15 protein-coding genes and 1 riboswitch are annotated in these 19,956 nt (G+C 36.3%); of the genes, 13 read left to right on the top strand and 2 right to left on the bottom strand.

Annotated features, from left to right (window positions below; translation table 11 throughout):
• From recA to AB5M32_RS10410, 4 genes are all read left to right on the top strand, one after another.
• Nucleotides 1-1,041 carry a recombinase RecA gene (gene recA / locus AB5M32_RS10425; RefSeq protein WP_010720621.1) on the top strand — a complete coding sequence of 347 codons (1,041 nt, stop codon included), beginning with the start codon at nucleotides 1-3 and terminating at the stop codon, nucleotides 1,039-1,041.
• 569 nt (nucleotides 1,042-1,610) lie between these two features.
• Nucleotides 1,611-3,167: a ribonuclease Y gene (rny, locus tag AB5M32_RS10420; RefSeq protein ID WP_010720620.1), complete on the top strand. Its 1,557-nt coding sequence runs from the start codon at nucleotides 1,611-1,613 to the stop codon at nucleotides 3,165-3,167.
• A 474-nt stretch (nucleotides 3,168-3,641) separates the two neighbouring features.
• On the top strand, nucleotides 3,642-6,545 hold the full coding sequence (gene lanM / locus AB5M32_RS10415) for a type 2 lanthipeptide synthetase LanM (protein WP_178287048.1): 2,904 nt from the start codon (nucleotides 3,642-3,644) through the stop codon (nucleotides 6,543-6,545).
• 124 nt (nucleotides 6,546-6,669) lie between these two features.
• A complete protein-coding gene (locus tag AB5M32_RS10410) occupies nucleotides 6,670-6,831 on the top strand; it encodes a hypothetical protein (protein WP_010720618.1) in 162 nt (53 codons plus the stop codon).
• A gap of 153 nt (nucleotides 6,832-6,984) precedes the next feature.
• Here AB5M32_RS10410 and proC read toward each other — a convergent pair whose 3' ends face one another.
• Nucleotides 6,985-7,791, bottom strand: coding sequence for a pyrroline-5-carboxylate reductase (proC, locus tag AB5M32_RS10405; RefSeq protein WP_010720617.1), 807 nt, complete (start codon nucleotides 7,789-7,791; stop codon nucleotides 6,985-6,987).
• 174 nt (nucleotides 7,792-7,965) lie between these two features.
• Between proC and mprF the strand changes: the two genes are divergently transcribed.
• From mprF to thiT, 9 genes are all read left to right on the top strand, one after another.
• Entirely contained in the window at nucleotides 7,966-10,539 is a 2,574-nt protein-coding gene (mprF, locus tag AB5M32_RS10400) for a bifunctional lysylphosphatidylglycerol flippase/synthetase MprF (protein WP_178287050.1), read from the top strand.
• 241 nt (nucleotides 10,540-10,780) lie between these two features.
• Nucleotides 10,781-11,629 carry a 4-(cytidine 5'-diphospho)-2-C-methyl-D-erythritol kinase gene (gene ispE / locus AB5M32_RS10395; protein WP_014834412.1) on the top strand — a complete coding sequence of 283 codons (849 nt, stop codon included), beginning with the start codon at nucleotides 10,781-10,783 and terminating at the stop codon, nucleotides 11,627-11,629.
• Between the two features lie 324 nt (nucleotides 11,630-11,953).
• Nucleotides 11,954-12,904, top strand: a complete 951-nt coding sequence (locus AB5M32_RS10390) for a metal ABC transporter substrate-binding protein (RefSeq protein ID WP_010720614.1) — start codon at nucleotides 11,954-11,956, stop codon at nucleotides 12,902-12,904.
• 17 nt (nucleotides 12,905-12,921) lie between these two features.
• The gene (locus tag AB5M32_RS10385) at nucleotides 12,922-13,602 is read left to right on the top strand and encodes a metal ABC transporter ATP-binding protein (RefSeq protein WP_010737272.1); all 681 of its coding nucleotides are present in this window, start codon (nucleotides 12,922-12,924) and stop codon (nucleotides 13,600-13,602) included.
• Nucleotides 13,575-14,399 (top strand): metal ABC transporter permease, encoded by an 825-nt coding sequence (locus AB5M32_RS10380; RefSeq protein ID WP_010720612.1) that lies wholly within the window; start codon nucleotides 13,575-13,577, stop codon nucleotides 14,397-14,399. Before AB5M32_RS10385 ends, AB5M32_RS10380 begins: the two co-directional genes overlap by 28 nt.
• A 165-nt stretch (nucleotides 14,400-14,564) precedes the next feature.
• On the top strand, nucleotides 14,565-15,383 hold the full coding sequence (gene purR, locus AB5M32_RS10375) for a pur operon repressor (protein ID WP_010720611.1): 819 nt from the start codon (nucleotides 14,565-14,567) through the stop codon (nucleotides 15,381-15,383).
• 376 nt (nucleotides 15,384-15,759) lie between these two features.
• The gene (gene glmU / locus AB5M32_RS10370; protein ID WP_178287052.1) at nucleotides 15,760-17,133 is read left to right on the top strand and encodes a bifunctional UDP-N-acetylglucosamine diphosphorylase/glucosamine-1-phosphate N-acetyltransferase GlmU; all 1,374 of its coding nucleotides are present in this window, start codon (nucleotides 15,760-15,762) and stop codon (nucleotides 17,131-17,133) included.
• 93 nt (nucleotides 17,134-17,226) lie between these two features.
• The gene (locus tag AB5M32_RS10365) at nucleotides 17,227-18,195 is read left to right on the top strand and encodes a ribose-phosphate diphosphokinase (RefSeq protein WP_010737274.1); all 969 of its coding nucleotides are present in this window, start codon (nucleotides 17,227-17,229) and stop codon (nucleotides 18,193-18,195) included.
• Nucleotides 18,196-18,212: 17 nt separating this feature from the next.
• Nucleotides 18,213-18,314: riboswitch (TPP riboswitch) on the top strand.
• 84 nt (nucleotides 18,315-18,398) lie between these two features.
• Nucleotides 18,399-18,959 (top strand): energy-coupled thiamine transporter ThiT, encoded by a 561-nt coding sequence (gene thiT / locus AB5M32_RS10360; RefSeq protein WP_010720608.1) that lies wholly within the window; start codon nucleotides 18,399-18,401, stop codon nucleotides 18,957-18,959.
• Nucleotides 18,960-19,035: 76 nt separating this feature from the next.
• On the opposite strand, the gene AB5M32_RS10355 is transcribed toward thiT, so the two are convergent.
• Entirely contained in the window at nucleotides 19,036-19,812 is a 777-nt protein-coding gene (locus AB5M32_RS10355; protein WP_010720607.1) for a hypothetical protein, read from the bottom strand.
• Nucleotides 19,813-19,956: the final 144 nt, after the last annotated feature.

Raw genomic sequence — 19,956 nt, 5'->3', positions numbered from 1 at the left:
TTGGCAGATGATCGTAAAGCAGCCTTAGATGCTGCGTTGAAAAAAATTGAAAAGAACTATGGGAAAGGCTCGATCATGAAACTTGGCGAAAAAATCGACCAACAAGTTTCGACTATCCCAAGTGGTTCTCTTGCATTAGATGTTGCTTTAGGTGTTGGTGGTTACCCACGAGGACGTATCATTGAAGTATATGGTCCTGAAAGTTCAGGTAAGACAACCGTTGCCTTACATGCAATCGCTGAAGTACAAAAAAATGGCGGAACAGCCGCTTTTATCGATGCTGAGCACGCTTTAGACCCACAATATGCTCAAAAATTAGGGGTAAACATTGACGAATTACTTCTTTCACAACCAGATACTGGGGAACAAGGACTAGAAATCGCTGATGCGCTTGTATCAAGTGGTGCAGTAGATATCGTAGTAGTCGATTCGGTTGCCGCTTTAGTTCCGCGTGCTGAAATTGATGGAGAAATGGGTGACTCTCACGTAGGGTTACAAGCTCGATTAATGTCACAAGCACTACGTAAACTATCTGGGTCGATCAATAAAACCAAAACGATCGCTATTTTCATTAACCAAATTCGTGAAAAAGTTGGAGTGATGTTCGGTAATCCTGAAATCACACCTGGTGGACGCGCATTAAAATTCTATGCAACGATTCGTTTAGAAGTGCGCCGTGCGGAACAATTGAAACAAGGAACAGACATTGTTGGTAACCGTACGAAGATCAAAGTAGTTAAAAATAAAGTAGCACCACCATTCAAAATTGCTGAAGTCGATGTGATGTATGGGCAAGGAATTTCTCAAGAAGGAGAATTGCTTGATATGGCGGTTGAAAAAGATATCGTTGATAAAAGTGGTGCTTGGTATTCTTACAAAGAAGATCGTATTGGACAAGGTCGTGAGAATGCAAAAAATTACATGTCCACTCATCCTGAAATGATGGCAGAGGTTTCTGCTTTAGTCCGGGCGGCTTATGGGATCGGTGAAGATGTAGAAATACCCGAAGAAACGCAAGCAGAACTTCCTTTAGAGGAATAAGACGAAGTAAGAATAGAAATAATCGAATAACTATTCAAAGGATGTTTGAGCATCGAGAGAACTCCAATCGTTCAGAGAGAGAGTTTTGCTTTGATATGCTGTCGATTGAATCTAATAAGCCGAAATTTTTTAAAATTTCGGCTTATTTTTTGTCTTTTAAGTAGTCATTTGACTATACTTTCTCCTAAAACATAATGGAAAATGGGGGATGTTTAAGCAGTGATTGACTACATCGACAGAAAGGGACTATTCTACTTAAATGAAAGGATAACATGTTACTTAAAAGTCATTTTTTGTTCTTAATTTTCATTAATGCAAAATTATTTGTTCTTAATATGTTTTGGTTATTATTTAATATTATCTTTTATTCATAAAATGACCTTTAAATGAAAATTGAGAAAGCCGTTTCTTATGTATTTAAAGTTGACACTACGGGGTACAAACATTAGAATAAACTTGTGCATGTTTTTGTACACCTATGCATAAAGCATATTAACAAGTTTAGAGTACTTTATCATAAAAGTTATATAGATGATAAAAATGAAAAAGATAGTATGGAGGTGGATTTTATGGTATTCAATATTCTCCTCGCTATCATCGGTTTAATTGTCGGTCTTGGTTTAGGGTTTATGGTTGCAAAGTCACGTCATGAAAAAGAAATTGCAGGTGCTCAATCATCAGCAGCTGGAATTATTGATAGTGCAAAGAAAGAAGCAGAAACTCTAAAAAAAGAAGCATTGTTAGAAGCTAAGGAGGAAAACCAGAAATATCGTTCTGAAGTGGAGAGTGAGTTGAGAGAAAGCAAGTTAGAATTAAAATCTCAAGAAAATCGTTTAATTCAGCGTGAACAAACGTTGAATCGTAAGGATGACTCATTGGAAAAACGTGAGACCTCACTTGAAAGCAAAGAAGAAGCACTTAGTTCAAAACAGCAATTGATTGAAGAGCGAGAAAAAGACGTTGAAAAGTTGATTGAAGAACAACAAAGAGAATTAGAAAAAATTGCTGGTTTATCTAAAGAAGATGCAAAAGATGTCATCATGAAATCAACTGAAGAAGAATTGAATCATGAATTGACGTTAATGGTCAAAGAATCGGAACAACGTGCAAAAGAAGAAGCAGATCGTAAAGCCAAAAATCTTTTATCGTTAGCGATTCAGCGCTGTGCAGCAGACCAAGTATCTGAAACAACTGTATCCGTAGTAACTTTACCAAATGATGAAATGAAAGGACGCATCATTGGTCGAGAAGGACGAAATATCCGTACACTAGAAACATTGACTGGAATTGACTTGATCATTGATGATACACCAGAAGCAGTGGTCCTTTCAGGTTTTGATCCAATTCGTAGAGAAATCGCTCGGATGACTTTAGAAAAACTGATCCAAGATGGACGAATCCATCCTGCACGAATCGAAGAAATGGTCGAAAAATCGCGTAAAGAAATGGATGAACGAATCCGTGAGTATGGGGAAGAAGCGGCGTTTGAAGTTGGTGCGCATACCCTTCATCCAGATTTGATCAAAATCATGGGTCGTCTTCATTTTAGAACTAGCTATGGACAAAATGTTTTGAAACATTCAGTAGAGGTTGCTAAATTGTCAGGTATACTAGCCGCTGAGTTAGGCGAAGATATCCAATTAGCTAAACGAGCTGGTTTGCTTCATGATATCGGGAAAGCATTAGATCATGAAATCGAAGGTTCTCACGTAGAGATCGGCGCAGAGTTAGCTGCTAAATACAAAGAAAATCCTGTAGTGATCAATGCGATTGCATCTCATCATGGAGATGTTGAAGCAACGTCAGTTATTTCTGTCTTGGTAGCTGCTGCAGATGCCTTATCCGCTGCACGACCAGGAGCTAGAAGTGAATCCTTGGAAAATTATATCCGTCGCTTAAGAAGCTTAGAAAACATTTCAAATAGCTTTGCCGGAGTAGAATCTAGTTTTGCTGTTCAAGCTGGACGAGAAGTTCGGGTTATGGTAAAACCAGAAGAGATCTCTGATTTAGATGCAGTTCGTTTAGTACGAGATATCCGTAAACGAATTGAAGAAGAATTAGATTATCCAGGGCATATCAAAGTCATCGTTATTCGTGAAACGCGTGCGACAGACTACGCTAAGTAAAAAATAAAAGAACGTTACGATTAGTTAGGATAATCGTAGCGTCTTTTTTGTTTTAAACCACTATTTAATCAAGCTTGATCGTTTTAACATTATTTTGATAAGAGGTTGAGCAGCTATAAACATGGTGTGTTAACTTTGAGTTCTAAATTAGCTTCTTAATAAGAAGTAGGCATAATCTAACTAGAGACGATTATTCTATCATTAAAGTAGATCAAAATTATTCTTAATGACTACTAGAAAATCAAACTAGGATGAAGAATAGTTAGGAAATAAAATTTGTTGCATTAGTGTACATTTTGTTAACGAGAGATAAAAGTTGTATAAACTAATAATATATTGATCTATGAGTTTGAAATCAATTTTATGTACAATTTTTTACTAGGATTTATTGGGTAGAAAGATATAGTTTTTGTTCTTGAAAACACAAGTAATTGATTCTATATGATCTAAATATAGATGAGGTGGGGTAAGCAGATGGATAATTATGAGTTGTTGGAATACAATTTAGCAGAATTTATGACTTCAGATATGCAAGAGGAATTTTTACAATTTTTTCATTTTCAGAATATTAATGAATTTAAGGAACAGTATGTTCATTCAAAAAAAATGCTAAAAGATCAGAACGAAGAGATGTTGAATGAACTAAAAGAATGGAGACAAGTTGATTCAATTGAAAAATTCTCGCAACAAGTAACAATAAAGCTAACTGAGCAATATTTTATGAAGTACCCAAATCTAATAAAATACAAAAATGTTAGCAATAACATTAATGAAAACCTTTGCAAAAATATTCATGAGATTCTTTTGCGAACGATTGTTTATGACTTTAATCTATTAAAGTCACAGTTACAAAAACTCTCTGTGAAAAGTTATATTAGAAATTATTTATCTAATGAGAAATACGTCACAGGTTTGTTTCAAAGATTTCCTGTTTTATTCAATTTAATAGATAAAAAAATCAAAGAAACAATCTGTTACATTTCTGAAGTTATCCAACATGTAGAGTATGATTCAAAGGAAATTAACGAATTGTTTAGTATTCAACTTGATCAAGAAATAGGAGTTGAATTTTCTTTGGGTGATCCGCATCTGTCAGGAAAATTTCCACTCGTGATAACAGGTAAAAAGAATAAAATTATTTATAAACCACGAAGTAATTACAATGATTTATTATTTGGAGAATGCGTTGCTTTATTTAATAAAAATAATTTTAACAAACAACTAGCACAAATAAAATTATTGAATCGTAAAACGTATTCTTGGTCAGAATTTATTGTAAGTGATCCTTGTCAATCAGAAGAAGAAGTTCAAGATTTCTATTATAAAATGGGGGCAATTATTGCAATTCTTTTCTATTTAAATGCTTCGGATATTCATCTTGAAAATCTAATTGCAAGTGGTGGTTCACCCATGCTCATTGATTTAGAATGCTTGTTTAACAATTTAGATCGTATGGAAGCATTATCTGTAAATGATAAGATACATGAAATTTTGACTAATTCTGTTCTTAATTCTGGAATTGTGCCTATGTACAACGAATTTTTTAAAGATGATATTTCGGCTTTAGGAAGCCATGAAAACTTATTCCAACGTTTTTCAGTACCACAATTGATTGTTTCAGAAGATGATTTAGAAATTAAATTAACTGAAAATTCTGATGAATTTAAATATTCATATTCTAATGTTCCGATGTATCATGGACAAAATTATCGTTTTTTAGACTATAAGCAACAGATCTATCAAGGATTTACAGAAACATTTCACCTATTTTTGGATAAAAAATCAGAGCTGATTGATATTGTTGAGCGCTATAAAAATGATATTACTATCCGACATTTAATAAAACCAACAGCAACTTACAGTAAAATAGCGACTTTAAGTTATCATCCTAGGTTCTTGACAGCACCGTTTGATCGCTTGTTATTTGTCTATTCTCAAATGGCAAGATTTGGTTCTACACCATTTCTTACCTATGAAATTGAGGACATACTAGAGGGGGATATCCCTTATGTTTTTTCAAAACTTAACTCAAATACACTTAACATTTCAAAAAAAATGACATTTACGAATAACAGTCGTATAGATTTCTTAACACTATGGAAAAAAAAGATCCATTCTCTTAGTGAGAAAGATTTAAACTACCAATTAAATATTTTGCAAAAAAGCTTTGGAGATAAAAATATTACGTTAGAAGATCTTTTTATAATTGGAGAAAAAAATGATGAGATCAAGACTTTAGAATCTTACATCCATAGTAAAAGGATAGTACACAATAAGCAGGTGACGTGGCTTCATACCGGTTATGAAGATTTAACAAAAGACAAAGATTTTAAAATTCGTTTAAAACTGCAGCCAATGAATAACAGTTTGTATAATGGGAAAATTGGTGTAGCAATCACTTACTATTATTTATGGAAAACAAAAAATGATTTTGATTACAAAAACAGATTTCTATTAATATTGAATGATTTACTTAATCATTTTGATTTATCTAATCAAAAAAATTATGATATAGGGGTTTTTTCTGGATTAGGTGGTTATATCTATTTATTTAATTTGATTGCTCCATCCTTGCGAACATCAAAACTGATCGCAATTGAGCAAGATATCCTTCAATATCTGGGACAAAAAATAAAAAAAGACAAAATTCTGGATATTATGAGTGGTACGGCAGGGTTATTACTACTTTTTTGTAATATTTATAAAAAGAGCCCTAATAAAGAATTAAAAAAATTAATTGGACTTTGTGTGGAGAATTTATTAAATAATTTAATAGAATCAGAGGGAAAAGGAAGTTATTGGGAATCCTCTGTAGAAAAGAAACTTATTTTAGGTTTTTCTCACGGAACATCAGGTATTCTTTATGCTTTAGCGATTTATGAAGAGTTATTTTCGGTAACCAAAATAAAAGAAACGATTGGCGCAGTTACCTTATTTGAAAACCAACATCGTAAAAACGGCGTGTGGTTTGATACAAGAGGAGAAAAATGGATTGAGCAAAATACTTTTTATTGTAATGGTCTTGTAGGAATGCTTACTCATCGATATCTTATGGAAGGAGAAAGCCCAGAGGAGCTATTATATTTTGCTCGATTAAAAGAAGAATTAAACAAAGAACGTGTAGATAGTTGCTTATGTCATGGCTTTTTAGGAAATATGTGGCTTTACCGTCATTTCTTCATTCATCATAATATAAAGTCATATGCGTTCTTACTCGATGATTGGAATGCATACTTAGACAAACGAACAATTAATGAAAGTTGTTTAGAAGACGAGTTTCTAGATGTTGGTTTGATGACCGGTCTTTCCGGGGTGATTTTGGGATTGTTAGCGTTGGAGAACCCTAACATACCAAACATACTTTTATTCGATTTATAGATAAATCCTTCAATCGAAAATACGAATGAAGAGATAGGATCTGATTGAATAATAGATTGATAAGTGTAACAAACAGTTGATGACAATAAAAAATGATTGATCAACTTGAAAGGAGGTGAAGAAAATGGCAGTAGGACTATTAATGAAAGCAGGCAATGTTTCTGAAGAATTAGCAGTATTAAACAACGAACATAGTTTGAATGCTTCGCTAGATACCATCTGCGGAACAATGGGTAGCCTTGGTTGTGGTAGTTTTGGTTGTGGCTCTTTATCTAGCTGTTGCTAAAATATATACGGATGAAAGGTTTCAGAGGTTTTATTGTGAATATTGAAAAATAATAATTCAGAATGAAGAGTCTGAATCTGGGACATTAATCAGAAAAAATCTGATTAATGTCCTACTTTTTTTAGTAAAAAGATTCCTTCAGACTCATTCGTTTTATTTCTTATCCAGCATTTCTCGATCTTTTTCGATCGTTGTATTGATCCCTTTGATAATAGCAGGAATGAAGCCAGCTTCTTCTAAAGCCACAACACCTGCAACCGTTGTTCCGCCAGGGGAAGAAACCTGGTCAACTAGCTCCCAAGGGTTTTCATCACTTGCTAGGAATTTTTGACAAGAACCCATAATAGCTTTGGCAGCGATCTCGGTTGCCATTTTTTTAGGTAAGCCATTAAAGACACCCGCACGACCCATGGCATCGATCAACATATAAATAAATGCTGGTGAACTACCGGCTAACCCAATAAACGTACTGAAATCACCTTCTGCCAGTGGATAGACACTGCCGATCGCTTCAAAGATTTGCGTTGCTTCTTTGAATTCCTCATATGTGACATGATGATTTTTACAGATAGCAGAGACACCTGCACCCACACTAACGTTTACGTTTGGCATGACACGAATGATTTTCGCTTCGGGGTCATTTAGGGCTTTTTCCAGATCATGTAATGATTTTCCTGAAGCAATTGAAATAAAGAGACATTTCTGACTATATTTTCTTAAATCCTTCAGTACTTGGTCAATGATTTTAGGTTTGACTGCCAGTAAAATGACATCTACTTGTTTTGCGACTTCTTGATTTGTTTGACAGGCGGTTACACCAGTTGCTTCTGCAAAACGTTGTGCATTTTCGAAATGACCACTTGAGACAAAAATATCTTCTTTAGCCACTGTTTCGTGTTCAATCAAGCCGTTAATGATTGCTTGCGCCATATTACCTGTTCCAATGAATCCAATTTTCATGTTATCCTCTCCTTTTGTTTTAGCATAGCTTTCTTTTCAATGAAGGGCAAGCAAAGAATAAAGTGTGTGGATAGATACATAAACAGGTGAAACTAGTGCATAAGTGGTAAAAATAAGGTAAATAAGCTAACATTGATTTATAAATTGAAAGTTTTCAAGTAAGGATGGTAAAGTGTGAAAAATAAAAGTCATACGGCATTTCAGTGGTTGAAAAATCATAGCTTGATTTTAAAAATGATTTTTTTTGGATCTATTATAGTTTTCGTTGCCAATCAAGTCGTAAATATTGCAAATGGAATGAGTTGGCAAGATATTTGGCAAACTATGCGACAACAAAGTTATGTTACGCTGTGTTTAATGGTTTTAGTGGGGTTGATCGGTGTTTTGCCAATGTTGTTGTATGACTGGGTGACGATTCGCGTGTTGGAAAAACAAGGGAAACCTAAAATAAAGCGTCACGATTTTTTCTTAGCTGCTTTTATTACGAATACAATTAATAACTTAGCGGGCTTTGGAGGAATTGTTGGAGCCAGTCTTAGAGCAAATTTTTATGGAAAAGAAACAAATCGGAAAATGGTACTTGCTACCGTTTCTAAAGTTGCATTATTTATGTTGACTGGTTTATCATTATGGTCATTTCTAACGTTCATTGATGTTTTTTTTCTACAAACTACTAGTATTTTTAGAAGTTATTGGATTTGGTTACTTGGCGGTAGTGTGATAGCACCGGCTATTTTTTTCTTTGCTTATTTAAAAAGAAGAACATTATTTGCGGAATTCTATCCTAAGGGTCTAGTCGGGTTACTGTTAGCTTCTGTGGGGCAATGGACTGGAGCATTGGTCGTTTTTTTAGCGATTGGTTATTTGATGGATGTAGATATTTCCTTATTTTCGATTTATCCAATGTTTATTATCGCTACGTTAATCGGTATGTTGACAATGGTTCCTGGGGGTGTCGGGACATTTGATGTGTTGATGATCTTAGGTATGAGTCAGTTAGCTGTTCGACAAGATATTGCAGTGGTTTGGTTACTTTATTACCGTTTGTTTTATTATGTGGTTCCTTTTGCGGTTGGCTTATTTTTATTTCTGTCACATACTGGAGTAAAAGTGAATCGTTTTTTAGACAATATACCACGACTGCTCTTTCAAAAAATCGCGCATTTTATTTTGGTCACAGCCGTTTATTTTGCAGGGATCATGATGGTGTTACTATCTACGATTACGAATCTTTCTGCGATCAGTCGATTGTTTCAGATTTTATTACCTTTCTCGTTTAATTTTTTAGACCAAACGTTGAATCTATTGATTGGATTCTTATTGCTTGGGTTGGGAAGAGCGTTAGCAATGAAAGTGAAGAAGGCTTTTTTACCAACTATTGCTTTATTAGCTTTTGGAATCATTAACACAGTTACTCGAACATTATCTTGGCAATTGATTTTAGTGTATATCTTGATTCTTCTGGCTGTCTGGCTAGCTCGGAAAGAATTTTACCGTAAGAAATTTGTTTATTCATGGGGTGCCATTCTTTTTGATCTATGTTTGTTTGGGTTTCTATTTATCGTCTATGCAATTGCAGGGTATCATAGTGGACGTTTTTGGGTAAATCGATTGACAGCTGATCGCTTTCTCCTGTTCCCATCCGATGAAGTTTGGTTTTCAGGCTTGATTGGTCTAGGGATCTCGCTGTTGGCATTAGTAGCATTGTATCAGTACCTTGCTTCTGAAACGAATGAGTTAGGGTCAGATTTACAAATCGAAAGATTCAAACAGATGTTGACCGTCTATCAGGGGACATCTGCTAGTCATTATCTTCGTTTACCAGGATATAAATATTATTACTATCAACAAAATGGAGAGGATCAAGTCGTCTTTGGTTACCAGATCAAAGGAAATAAATGCTTTGTTTTGGGAGACCCGATTGGCAATCCTAAAATGATTCGTCCTGCTATTACAGAATTTATGCAAAAAGCTGATTGCTTAGGGTATCAAATTGCTTTTTACAAGATCTCAGAAAAATATGTGGTAATGTTGCATGAATTAGGTTTTCATTTTACAAAAGTCGGCGAGGTAGGAATGGCAGATTTGACTACAGAAGAAATGCCTTGGGTCAATCAACAGCTAGAGTACCAGCGTCTAACTAATGAAGGCTATCATTTCACTTGGTACGAACAATTACCTGAGGAATTATTAGCTGCGGTGAGTGAGGTTTCGGATCAGTGGTTACATGGTGCGAGAGAAAAGCATTTTTCTGTTGGGCGTTTTGACAAATCTTATCTGTTAGCCAGCGGTGTTGGAGTGGTACGCAAAGAACAAAAAGTGGTCGGATTTATTACAGAGCAACCAATATCTGAAAGCCAAGCAGGCTATGATCTATTACGTGTATTGCCAGATGAACCTGCTGAACTATCCGATTATTTATTAGTCAATCTATTTGTTGTCTACCAAGAAAAGGGCTATCTTGAGGCAAATCTTGGTTTAGCTCCGTTAGCAAATGTAGGGGAAACAGACTTTGCATTCTTTCAAGAGCGCATCATGCATATTGTTTATAATTATGGTAGTTTCTTTTACTCATTTCAATCGACCTATGAAGAAAAACTGCGCTATGTCACTCGCTGGGAAGGTCGCTATTTTGCTTACATGAAGGGAAGCAGTTTTACATTTGCCACATTACAGTTGTTTATACTAATTGGGAAGGGAAAAGAAAAAAGTATCAGTTTTGCAGAAGAAGTATTAACGGAATTGTAAATTGCGTAAATAGAGGAATAACTGGTGACGTGTTTTAGCTACCTATAGTTTAAAACGTGAAAAAGCGATTGACGGTAGCTAGAGAAAATGAATGTGGTCGAAGGATGGTTTGTTTTATCTGTAGACAGAAAAGGTCTGAGAAAACCGCTAAGATCGTAAACACGTCACTCGTATGAGCTATACTTTTATTTTTCTCTGTGATAGAATACTTGCGACTTAGACTTTTTGAATGGGTGAGAGGATGGAACTGATAGAAAAAGCACCAGCTAAGATCAATTTGGGATTAGATGTCTTGTACAAGCGTCCCGATGAGTATCACGAGCTGGAAATGGTAATGTCGAGTGTAGATTTAGCAGATCACTTATTCTTTGAAGAGATACCTGAGGATCGAATCATCGTAGAAACGAATAAGGCATTTTTGCCAGTAGATCAACGAAATAACGTTTATCAAGCAGCAACATTGCTTAAGAATAAGTATCATATCAAAAAAGGCGTAAAAATATTTGTGAAAAAAAATATTCCAGTTGCAGCTGGACTGGGTGGGGGCAGCACAGATTGTGCAGCTGCACTGAGAGGGATCAATCAACTATGGAATCTCGGTTGTTCTCTGGAAGAATTAGCTGAGATTGGTTTGGAAGTTGGTACGGATGTGCCTTATTGTGTTTATGGTAATACTGCGTTTGTTGGCGGCAAAGGAGAAGTGGTCCAAGTTCTCCCTTCAATGCCTCAGTGTTGGGTAATCTTGGTGAAACCTAAAATGAGTGTTTCGACTAGGACCGTCTTCAAAGAAGTAGATGCGCAAAAAATCCAGCATCAGAACATTCCTAGACTAGTGGAGGCAATCCAGCAACAAGATTACCATACGATGATTCAATACATGGGAAATAGTTTAGAAGATGTTACCGGCAAACGTCATCCAATTATCCATCAAATCAAAGAACGCATGTTAAAGTATGGGGCAGATGCCGCTTTGATGAGCGGAAGCGGACCGACAGTCTTTGCCTTATGTCAACATTATTCAAGAGCACAAAGAGTCTATAACGGGCTGAAAGGTTTCTGTGATGAAGTATATTTAGTACGCACGTTGTAAAATAGGCCAGAACTAGTTGTTGCTAAGAGATGAAGAATAAAAAATCTCAAAACAGAAGAAGCTGTTTTGAGATTTTTTTGAGTTGGTTGCAGCTTAGCTACTCTAAACGTTATTTATTCTATTTAGAAATTGGAAAAAATGGACTAGATAGCTTGTTGGGCTCTCAGTAACATGAACAAACTATCATTCATTTTACGGTTTACATTGAATTTGTTCGTATAAATCAGAAATTGAAGGATTTCTATTGACTCTATTTTTTTATTCTGATACATTAAGTTCCGTTGATAAATCGTAATTTTACGATTTGTTCGAAAGGAGAGTCTTATGAAAAAATATATGATTGGTTTAACACTAGCTGTAGGGATGTTTTTATTAGCGGCTTGTGGTGGTACGAACCAAAAGGATTCAAAGAAAAATGAGTTAACGATTGTTACGACCTTTTATCCGATGTATGAATTTACGAAAGAAGTAGTTGGAAATGAAGGAAACGTCAAGTTGTTGATCCCGTCTGGGACTGAACCGCATGATTTTGAACCTAGTGCAAAACAACAAGCAGAAATCGCTGATGCGGATGTGTTTGTTTATAATAGTCCAGATATGGAATTTTTTGTTGACTCATTGAAAGATTCTGTCGATACGAATAAAACATTGATGATTGAAGCAGCTAAAGGAATTGATCGTCTGAAATCAGCAGAAGAAGACCATGACCATGATCATGAACATGAAGAAGCTTCTTCTGAAAGTCATTCGCATGAGTATGATCCACATATTTGGTTAGATCCTGTGTTAGCAATCAAAGAGGTCAAAACAATTGCTTCAGAGCTTGGGAAAAAGTATCCTGATAAAAAGGCAACTTTTGATAAAAATGCGGATGCTTATATCAAAAAATTAGAAAACCTGAACCAAAAATATACGGATGCACTCAAAGATGCCAAAAACCGCACGTTTGTGACGCAACATGCCGCATTTGCGTATTTAGCGAATCAGTATGATTTACACCAACAAGCGATTGCAGGGGTAACGCCTGATCAAGAACCCACACCAAGCCGCTTAGCTGAACTAAAAGATTTTGTGAACAAAAATAAGATCAAAGTGATTTACTTTGAAGAAAATGCATCATCCAAAGTGGCGGAAACATTGTCGAAAGAAACGGGTGTTAAATTAGAAGTATTGAATCCATTAGAGAGTTTGACAAGTGAACAAATCAAAGCCGGCGAAAATTATATTTCGGTAATGGAAGAGAACTTAAAAGCGTTAAAAGAAAGTATTAATTAAGAACGGAGGCATTTCGCGTGCATTATATCGAAATATCCGATTTGACTTTTTATTATGATGAAGAACCTGTATTAGAAGATGTGTCTTATCACGTTGATGCAGGAGAGTTCGTTATTCTAACAGGAGAAAACGGTGCAGCAAAATCAACATTGATCAAAGCTTCCTTAGGCTTGTTAAAACCTTCTAAGGGAACAGTGAAAATCGCCCCAAAAAATCAAGAAGGACAAAAATTAAGTATTGGTTATATTCCCCAACAAGTGGCATCTTTTAATGCTGGCTTTCCAAGTACAGTCTTAGAATTGGTTCGTTCCGGTCGCTATCCGAGAGGCCGTTGGTTCAAACGACTTTCTGAAAAAGATCATCAGCATGTTAAACGAGCTTTAGAATCTGTTGGAATGTGGGAGATGCGTCATCGACGGATCGGAGAATTATCCGGTGGACAGAAACAACGGATTAGCTTAGCCCGTATTTTTGCGACTGACCCAGATTTATTTATATTGGATGAACCGACAACGGGGATGGATGAAGAATCTCGTAATGAATTTTATCGATTATTGCGTCATAGTGCCCATGAACATGGCAAGGCAATTTTGATGATTACTCATGATCATGAGGATATCAAGCAATATGCAGATCGACAAATTCGTTTGGTAAGAAAGGAGGATTCTCCATGGCGTTGCTTTCATATGAATTCATGAGACGAGCTTTTTTAGCAGCCATTTTTATTGCGGGGATTGCTCCAATGTTAGGTGTCTTTTTAGTGATCCGAAGACAATCATTGATGGCAGATACACTGTCACACGTTTCACTGGCAGGGGTGGCATTGGGTTTCTTTTTGAATATCAATCCAACGTTGACTACGATGTTCGTAGTAATATTAGCTGCGGTGATTTTAGAATATTTACGTACGATTTATCGTACTTACTCAGAAATTTCAATTGCGATCTTAATGGCTGGCGGACTGGCGCTGGCATTAGTTTTGATGAATCTTAGTGGTGGAAACTCAGCCACAAGTATCCAATCGTACCTCTTTGGCTCGATTGTGACGATTACTTGGGATCAAGTTATCTTTTTGGGTGTATTATTTGTTATTATTGGTTTCTTATTCTTTTTGTTCAAGCGACCAATGTACGTGCTGACTTTTGATGAAGATACCGCCCATGTTGATGGTCTGCCTGTTCACCGTATGTCAATGCTGTTCAACGTGATCACGGGTGTTGCGATTGCTGTCATGATCCCAATTGCCGGGGCATTATTGATTTCAGCAATTATGGTCCTGCCTGCAGCGATCGGTATGCGCTTAGGCAAAAGTTTCAATGTGGTGATTGCCATTAGTATCGGTGTTGGCTTTATCGGCATGTTATCGGGTCTAACAAGTTCCTTTTATCTAGATACGCCACCGGGTGCGACGATCACACTAGTCTTTATCGTGTTGTTTCTTGTGGTCAATTTGTTCAAGCGGGTGCTTGTTTCCATTAAGCGAAAAAATAAATAAAAAATCAAAAAGAAAAGCGATGAAAACGAAAAATTTTCATTGCTTTTTCTTATATTTAGATAAATACCGAACTATTTAACTTATTTTCTTACAAAATGCTCGAATTTTTAAATGAAAACTTATATAATGTAAAACGATATAATTTCTTAAAAGGAGCTGAAATATGTGAAAGTACGTCGCAGTGAACGTCTTGTTGATATGACTCAGTATTTATTAGATCATCCTCACGAATTAATTTCATTGACAAGTTTTGCCGAACGTTATGAATCTGCTAAATCTTCGATCAGTGAAGACTTGGCAATTATCAAAAAAACATTTAAGGAACGAGGGTATGGTACCCTAGAAACAATTCCAGGTGCCGCTGGTGGGGTTTTATTTATACCAGAGATTTCTTACGAAGAAGCCAAAAAATACATTGAGTCGTTAGCTGAACGATTGTCTGAACAAGATCGTTTGTTGCCTGGAGGTTATGTTTATCTATCCGATTTACTAGGTGAGCCCGAATTATTGCGCCAAGTTGGAAAAATCATTGCTTCTAAGTATTTAGGTGAAAAAATCGATGCAGTGATGACAGTTGCTACGAAAGGCGTACCGATCGCGCAAGCTGTGTCCTATTATTTAAATGCACCGTTTGTTATCGTACGCCGTGATTCAAAGATCACAGAAGGATCGACAGTTAGTGTGAATTATGTTTCTGGTTCTTCTGAACGAATCGAAAAGATGGAATTGTCAAAAAGAAGTCTTAAACGGGGTTCTCGTGTCCTAGTCGTTGATGATTTTATGAAAGGCGGCGGCACAGTCAATGGAATGAAGAGCTTGATCGAAGAGTTTGAATCTGAACTTGTAGGAATCACCGTTTTTGCAGAATCCAAATTTAATGGTCATCGTGCAATTGACGATTATACTTCATTACTATACGTGAAAGATGTCGACACGAAGACCAAAAACATTACAGTTGTACCAGGAAATTATTTCAAAGATTAGAGATTGAAAATTTATTTATTTGCCGATCAATAATAGCTGGAAGAGATTGTGACAGAAGTGTCCAGCTCTGAGAAATAAGCCGGAGAATCCGAAAATAGTTTTACCTATTTTGGGAATTCTTTGGCTTATTTTCGATAGAAACACTACAGCAACCAGCAACAACAAATCAGATATCCAGCTGTTATCTGTCAGATGAGAGAAATTCGTTCTCCTTTTTCATATAACCCTATTTTTCTCTCACTATTGTTGATTGACTAATTGATTTTTTAACCCCAAAGATAAAAATGGTCTAGTTACAAATATAGTCTGCTTGGTTGAAAAATTGAGTAGAGTGGGCTAAACTTAAAACCATCAAATACAATTAGGAGTGACGCAGTTGGACGCACGTTATGCAATCATTTTGGCAGCGGGAAAAGGAACTCGCATGAAGTCAAAATTATATAAAGTTTTACATCCAGTTTCAGGACAGCCGATGGTGGAACATATTATCAATCGAGTAAGTGAAACCAACCCAGATCAAATCATTACGATCGTCGGGCATGGCGCTGAGCAAGTAAAGGCACAGTTGGGTGAACGTAGTGAATACGCTCTGCAAGCAGAACAACTTGGTACAGGTCATGCAGTATTGCAAGCCGCATTTTTTTTACAAGGGAAAGAAGGCACGACACTGGTGATCAGTGGCGACACACCACTTTTAACCACTGAAACATTGAATAATTTATTTGAGTATCACCAAGGAAAAAATGCGAGTGCCACGATTCTAACCGCACAAGCCGAAGATCCAACTGGATATGGCCGTATCATTCGTGACCATATTGGGATCGTTGAAAAAATCGTTGAGCAAAAAGATACTACACCAGAAGAAGCATTGGTCCAAGAAATCAATACAGGAACTTATTGTTTTGACAATCAAGCTCTGTTTGAAGCATTGAACAAAGTAGGAACAGACAATGCGCAAGGGGAGTACTACTTGACCGATATCATTGAAATCCTCAAAGATGCTGGAAAAACAGTAGCAGCTTATCAGACAGAAGACTTTGACGAATCAATGGGAGTCAATGATCGTATTGCATTAGCTAAAGCTAATGAATTGATGCGCCAAAGAATCAACAAAATGCATATGGTCAATGGTGTAAGTTTTGTTGATCCAGCAACGACTTATATTGATGCCGGGGTAGAGATTGGTTCTGATACAGTGATCGAAGCAGGCGTCCAACTTCAAGGTAAAACCGTCATTGGATCAGATTGCGTGATCGGTGCCCATTCTCGAATCGTAGATAGTGTGATTGAAGATCATGTGGTAGTTGAACATTCTGTGATCGAAAAAAGTCTTGTGAAAAGTCATGCGGACGTGGGACCATTTGCTCATTTACGACCAAAAGCAGAAATTGGTGAAGGTGTCCATATTGGTAATTTTGTGGAAGTCAAAAATGCTGAAATTGGTAAAAATACCAAAGTTGGTCATTTGACTTATGTCGGTGATGCCACATTAGGTGAAGAAATCAATGTTGGTTGTGGCGTGGTCTTTGTGAATTACGATGGGAAAAACAAGCACCGCACAACAATTGGGGATCATAGTTTTATCGGTTCTAATGCAAATATCATTGCCCCAGTGGAAATTGCTAAAAATACATCAGTAGCTGCAGGGTCAACAATCACAGAAGATATCCCTGAATATGCTATGGCAATTGCCCGTGCAAGACAGGTCAATAAAGAAGAGTATGCTAAAAAACTCCCTTATTTAAACTAAGACTTTTGTAAAACCCCTTGATTTATTCAGAAAATATGACTAGTATTTAATAGGTAGAATTCTAGAGTTGTGAAAAAGAAAGTGGAGGTCCCCATGTCAAAACATTACTTTGACCCAAGATTAAAAATTTTTGCGTTAAATTCAAATCGCCCGTTAGCAGAAAAAATTGCTGCAGCTGTCGGTGTCGAATTGGGTAAATCATCGGTTACTCAATTTAGTGATGGAGAAATCCAAGTGAATATTGAAGAAAGTATTCGCGGATCACATGTTTATGTTATTCAGTCAACGAGTAGTCCTGTAAATGATAATTTAATGGAATTGCTGATCATGATTGATGCCTTGAAACGTGCCAGTGCAAAAACGATTAACGTAGTAATGCCTTACTATGGATATGCACGTCAAGATCGTAAAGCTCGTGCCAGAGAACCAATCACTGCAAAACTTGTGGCGAACATGATTCAAAAAGCTGGAGCAACTAGAATGTTGACGCTTGATTTGCATGCTGTCCAAATCCAAGGATTCTTTGATATTCCTGTTGATCACTTGATGGGTGCACCATTGATTGCAAATTATTTCTTAGAAAAAGGGATTAAAGGGGACGATGTAGTAGTTGTATCACCTGACCATGGTGGTGTAACTCGTGCGCGTAAATTGGCTGAATTTTTAAAAGCACCAATTGCGATCATTGATAAACGCCGTCCAAAAGCAAACGTAGCAGAAGTAATGAATATTATTGGGCAAGTAGAAGGAAAAACTTGTGTATTGATTGATGATATGATCGATACAGCAGGGACGATTACCTTAGCGGCTAATGCACTAAAAGAAGCAGGCGCAGTAAGTGTCTACGCATCATGTACACATCCAGTATTATCTGGACCAGCTTTACAGCGTATTGAAGATTCTGCGATTGAACGCTTAGTTGTAACAGATTCGATCTATCTGCCAGATGACCGTAAGATCGAAAAAATCGATGAAGTAAGTGTCGGTGGTTTGATGGGTGATGCAATTAAACGTATCCACGAAAACAAACCTGTTAGTCCATTGTTTGAAACAAAAAAATAAGAATTAAAAAATTGAATAGTATCACAAAGGGGAGCCTTATGAGGCTGAGATTGAAGTTTTTCTAAACCCTTCGTACCTGTATCGGTTATGCGAGCGTAGGAATTGTGACGATCAATTGACGTTAGTCATGTAACGTTGGTTGTAGAAGTATGTTGTATTTACTTCCTCCTTTGTGATTTCAAATGAACGGAGGAAGTTTTTTTATGGAGAAAAAATATAAAGTATGGATTGAGGGGACACTTGTAGCTGCACTAGCGATGGTGTTATCCTTTATCCCTCTTCAAATAGGTAGTAGCTTTGAAATTTCATTAGGACAGATTCCACTGACATTGTTTGCGTTAAGAAGAGGCTGGAAGGCAGGGATTTTATCAGGATTTATTTGGGGGATTTTACATTTTCCAACAGGACAAGTGTATTATCTCAGTGTCATTCAAGTATTGATCGAGTATCCGATTGCTTTTACTTTTGCAGGATTTGCAGGAGTGTTCGCTAAAAGGCTGCAAAACAGTCTAACGATGGGCAATAAAAAAGGGATGACAACCACTATTATATTAGGAACTTTAGTTGGTGTTGGTGCTAGATATTTCTGGCATTTTGTCGCAGGCGTCGTTTTTTGGGGAAGTTATGCTTTGTGGGGAATGAATCCATGGCTCTTTTCTTTAGTCATGAATGGTGCAAGTGCCTTGGCTACAGGAATTGTTACAATGGTTGTTTTGCTTGGGATCGGTCGGACAGTTCCAGCTTTGTTCATCGGGAAAAAATAAACGAAAAGAGCCTCAGTCACTATAAAAGTGTCTAGGCTCTTTTTTTATAAGTATAAAATGATGGAACATCCAAGCATCAGCTTAAAGGAGTATAGTTGAGTTCCGCAGCTTCTCCTACAAGCTCCCAGCGTTTTTCTTCTGCATGATAAACTAAGGTGCCAATTGCTTCTTCATCAAGGTATCTTGTTCCTTTTAGCTTCCAAATATAATCTTCAATGACATAGATCGGGATATGATAATCGTTATCGATCAATCCACCTTGTTCAAAAGAAAAAATGATTCCTTCTTGCATCAAATTACGCATATTCTTCAGTAATTCCACACTAATTTTTTCGACCGGAATATCTCGTTTGAAAAACGATTTTTTCTCATTGATTTTTTTTGACAAGATGATACTTAGTTTATTGGCAAAGATCCGATAAAATTCATCTAAATAGCGGTAATAGATTCGTTCTAATTGATCGTTAAGATCGAAGTAGACGAAATTATTTTGTAATTTATAAAAAAATGGTGAGTGAAGATGGGTCTTCATGTGTCCAAAATATAACAATTCTGAAATTTCTAATGGCGTTAATTCTTTCAGCATCGTTAAGTCGTTAAAATCGATCCATTTTAAATCACTCGAATGATTACGATTACGTGCAGAAGAGAAAAAGCGTTGGATATTTTCTGTTCCACGAATCACTTTCAACCCAGTATGGGATTCGTATTCACCAGCATTTTCTGAAGGATCTAATAACAATAAATTTTGTGGGAAATGCACGATGTTGTTTGAAAAATCACTAATAGTCAGCCCCTTAGTCACAACCGCATTGCTAGTAGTATCAATATGTACATAAACTGACTCAGACATCATGCTCCTCCTCTCACTCATTATCACTTTCATTTTACAACATTTATTAAAAAAAAGCTTGTTTCTTTTATTTTAAAATTCCATTACAAAATCACTTTTTTTTGTGATAAACATGGACATTTTCATTGTTTTTGTATAAATGGA

It is taken from the genome of Enterococcus sp. C57, assembly GCF_040887305.1.
Lineage (GTDB): Bacteria > Bacillota > Bacilli > Lactobacillales > Enterococcaceae > Enterococcus_B > Enterococcus_B hirae.
This window is presented reverse-complemented; position numbering and strand designations above follow the sequence as displayed.

What these genes read in the sequence shown, in the direction of transcription:
- AB5M32_RS10365 (WP_010737274.1), top strand. Translation starts at nt 17,227, where the DNA reads ATGTCAAAACATTACTTTGACCCAAGATTAAAAATTTTTGCGTTAAAT.
- thiT (WP_010720608.1), top strand. Translation starts at nt 18,399, where the DNA reads ATGGAGAAAAAATATAAAGTATGGATTGAGGGGACACTTGTAGCTGCA.
- AB5M32_RS10355 (WP_010720607.1), bottom strand. Translation starts at nt 19,812, where the DNA reads ATGTCTGAGTCAGTTTATGTACATATTGATACTACTAGCAATGCGGTT.
- rny (WP_010720620.1), top strand. Translation starts at nt 1,611, where the DNA reads ATGGTATTCAATATTCTCCTCGCTATCATCGGTTTAATTGTCGGTCTT.
- lanM (WP_178287048.1), top strand. Translation starts at nt 3,642, where the DNA reads ATGGATAATTATGAGTTGTTGGAATACAATTTAGCAGAATTTATGACT.
- AB5M32_RS10390 (WP_010720614.1), top strand. Translation starts at nt 11,954, where the DNA reads ATGAAAAAATATATGATTGGTTTAACACTAGCTGTAGGGATGTTTTTA.
- AB5M32_RS10380 (WP_010720612.1), top strand. Translation starts at nt 13,575, where the DNA reads ATGGCGTTGCTTTCATATGAATTCATGAGACGAGCTTTTTTAGCAGCC.
- proC (WP_010720617.1), bottom strand. Translation starts at nt 7,791, where the DNA reads ATGAAAATTGGATTCATTGGAACAGGTAATATGGCGCAAGCAATCATT.
- AB5M32_RS10410 (WP_010720618.1), top strand. Translation starts at nt 6,670, where the DNA reads ATGGCAGTAGGACTATTAATGAAAGCAGGCAATGTTTCTGAAGAATTA.
- ispE (WP_014834412.1), top strand. Translation starts at nt 10,781, where the DNA reads ATGGAACTGATAGAAAAAGCACCAGCTAAGATCAATTTGGGATTAGAT.